Origin of the sequence: Pseudoalteromonas shioyasakiensis (genome assembly GCF_022398475.1) — a bacterium.
In the GTDB taxonomy this organism is placed as follows: Bacteria; Pseudomonadota; Gammaproteobacteria; order Enterobacterales; family Alteromonadaceae; genus Pseudoalteromonas.
On sequence record NZ_JAKEVM010000250.1, the window covers coordinates 1 to 2723 of the forward strand.

The following is a 2723-nucleotide window of genomic DNA, read 5'->3' on the forward strand; positions in this document are numbered from 1 at the left end:
TGTGCCAAAATAGCTTTAAAGTTTCCTTAGTCTTTTTAAAACATCTAACGCGTTTCAAGTTTTAATCAATAAATAGGATCAAGGAAAGATAATGGAGCAATTTAAACGTGGCTTAAATCAGTTTTGGGTAGGCGCAGTATTTGGGCTTTGTCTAGCGATCTCATTAGTACTCATTCCTGTTGCGATTATTATGTCGAATATTAACGATGTACTTAAAATTCATGAGGTGAGCGTGCTTGTCGATAAAGTATCGACTGTCTTCGATAAATCAGAACAAGCCATTAGTAATGCCAAAGCAGCGCTAACCGATTTCGATAATGACGTGGTGATGGATATGCTTACTGCTGTGCAATCTTATCAGCAACAATCGCAGCCATTACTAACCGCAGAACAAAAACAAGCATTAAAAGCGCAAATTAAAGATCAGCTTGTTACTGAGCTTGAGTCCAAACTTAACGAGCAACAAATTACATTCATATTGTCTGTTTTTGAAAAGTTAGCAAATACAAAAAAGGGAGCACAAACGCTCCCTAAATAAGAATTTACTTAACTAGATTATTTACGCCATGCGCCTTTAGGAATGGTTTGATCTAGCTTTTTGTTTTGCGAAGGATCAAAAGTAGGTAATTTACCTGCCTTACGTTGTGTGTTGTAATCCTTCGCGAGCCAAATAACGACGCCCGATAACATAAATAAAGCGATGACGTTAACAATAGCCATTAAACCCATCGAAACATCGGCAAGGGTCCATACGAGTGGCAATTCCCCAAGCGCACCAAACATCACCATACCAAGTACCAATAATCGGAATATCAACATACCCGAAGCATGGTTATGCTCTAAGAACAATAAATTGGTTTCGGCATAAGAATAATTAGCAACTATCGAGGTAAATGCAAAAAACAAAATTGCAATCGCAACAAATATCGCACCCCAACTACCAACGTGTTCTTCAAGGGCAGCTTGTGTTAACGCAATGCCAGTTACACCTGAATTAGGTATAAGCTGTTGTGATAATAAAATAAGGGCTGCAGTTGCAGTACATATAATAATTGTATCTACAAATACGCCGAGCATTTGTACATAACCTTGTGAGGCAGGGTGCGGTGGGTTAGGTGTTGCCGTTGCAGCAGCGTTTGCAGCGCTACCCATACCAGCTTCATTAGAGAATAGACCTCGTTTAATACCCTGGATCATGGCCTGCATTACACCATAACCTATTGCACCCGCACCCGCTTGCTCGATACCAAAGGCACTATTAATAACATGCATAAATACGTCCGGTAATAAATCGTAGTTCATGGCACACACATAAAGTGCAACTAACAAATAAGCCAGCGCCATAAATGGCACAACCATTTCTGCAAAACGTGAAATAGTTTTTAAGCCACCAAAAATAATAATGCCTGACCCTAATACTAAGCCGATACCTACAACATAGTTTGGAATACCAAACGCAACATTAAATGCAGCAGCAATAGAGTTTGATTGAACAGCATTAAATACCAAGCCAAAAGCAAGAATAAGGCAAAGAGAAAAGATCACACCCATCCAACGTTTGCCCAAACCATATTCCATATAATAAGCAGGGCCACCGCGAAAGTTGCCATCTTCATCGACGGTTTTATATGCCTGAGCAAGAGTACTCTCGGCAAAACTTGTCGCCATACCTATTAAAGCAATAAGCCACATCCAGAAAATTGCCCCGGCACCGCCTAAATAAAGTGCAACGGCAACACCTGCCATATTACCCGTACCTACTCTCGCAGCTAAAGAAGTACAAAATGCTTGGAATGAAGAAATGCCATCGCCAGAACCTTGGCGGCTCTGAAACATCACTTTGATCATATGTGGGAATTGAGTGAATTGAATAAAACCGAGTCGAAGAGTGAAAAATAGCCCCGCAGCTATTAAAAGGTAAACCAGAATGTGACCCCAAAGGAGACCACTTATACTATTTATAATGTCTGTCATTTTTCTTGCCTTGTGAGCGAGTGGAAAATCTGCGGCGCAAGTTACCATAACAAGCGAGGAGAGTTTAGTTATTCTGCTAAAAAACATCAGTTATCCACAGCTGTTTGTGAGTAACTTGTTTGCACTTGGTGGGTATCTGATTAACTTGAAAATATTCAAAAAAACCTTCAAAAAGTGCTTGCGTTAATTCCTCGCATCCCTATAATGCGCATCCACTGACACGGCGGGCAGCAATGAAAAGCGCTGAACAAAGTGACAGGGAGTTAAGTAAAAATTCGGTTTAAAACGGTCTAAAAAGAAAGTTTAAAATTAAGTGTTGACTCGAAAAATTAAGGATGTATTATACGCATCCCTAGCGACAACGTCGCAACGTTCTTTAACAATATAAAGCAATCATCTGTGTGGGCACTCGTACAGATTGAGTTCTAACAGCAGATTCTAGTTCGCTAGATGACGCAAACAAATTTAGAGTCTCAATTTCTTATGAGTGACTATATAGTCAATTTATACAGAATTCATTGAGCATGAAACTTCGGTTTCAAAAAACTTTTAATTGAAGAGTTTGATCATGGCTCAGATTGAACGCTGGCGGCAGGCCTAACACATGCAAGTCGAGCGGTAACAGAGAGTAGCTTGCTACTCTGCTGACGAGCGGCGGACGGGTGAGTAATGCTTGGGAATATGCCTTATGGTGGGGGACAACAGTTGGAAACGACTGCTAATACCGCATGATGTCTACGGACCAAAGT

Annotated in this window: 2 protein-coding genes and 1 rRNA gene; 2 read left to right on the top strand and 1 reads right to left on the bottom strand. The window is 40.5% G+C overall.

The features are described from left to right. Positions 1 to 91: 91 nt before the first annotated feature. Positions 92 to 538: a hypothetical protein gene (locus tag L1D51_RS21155; protein WP_062566985.1), complete on the top strand. Its 447-nt coding sequence runs from the start codon at positions 92 to 94 to the stop codon at positions 536 to 538. Positions 539 to 555: 17 nt separating this feature from the next. Here the strand turns inward: L1D51_RS21155 and L1D51_RS21160 are convergent, their stop codons facing one another. Further along, positions 556 to 1974, bottom strand: a complete 1419-nt coding sequence (locus L1D51_RS21160; RefSeq protein ID WP_054564015.1) for an alanine/glycine:cation symporter family protein — start codon at positions 1972 to 1974, stop codon at positions 556 to 558. Between the two features lie 550 nt (positions 1975 to 2524). On the opposite strand from L1D51_RS21160, the gene L1D51_RS21165 reads away from it, so the two are divergent. Further along, positions 2525 to 2723 (top strand): 16S ribosomal RNA (locus L1D51_RS21165); the annotation flags it as partial.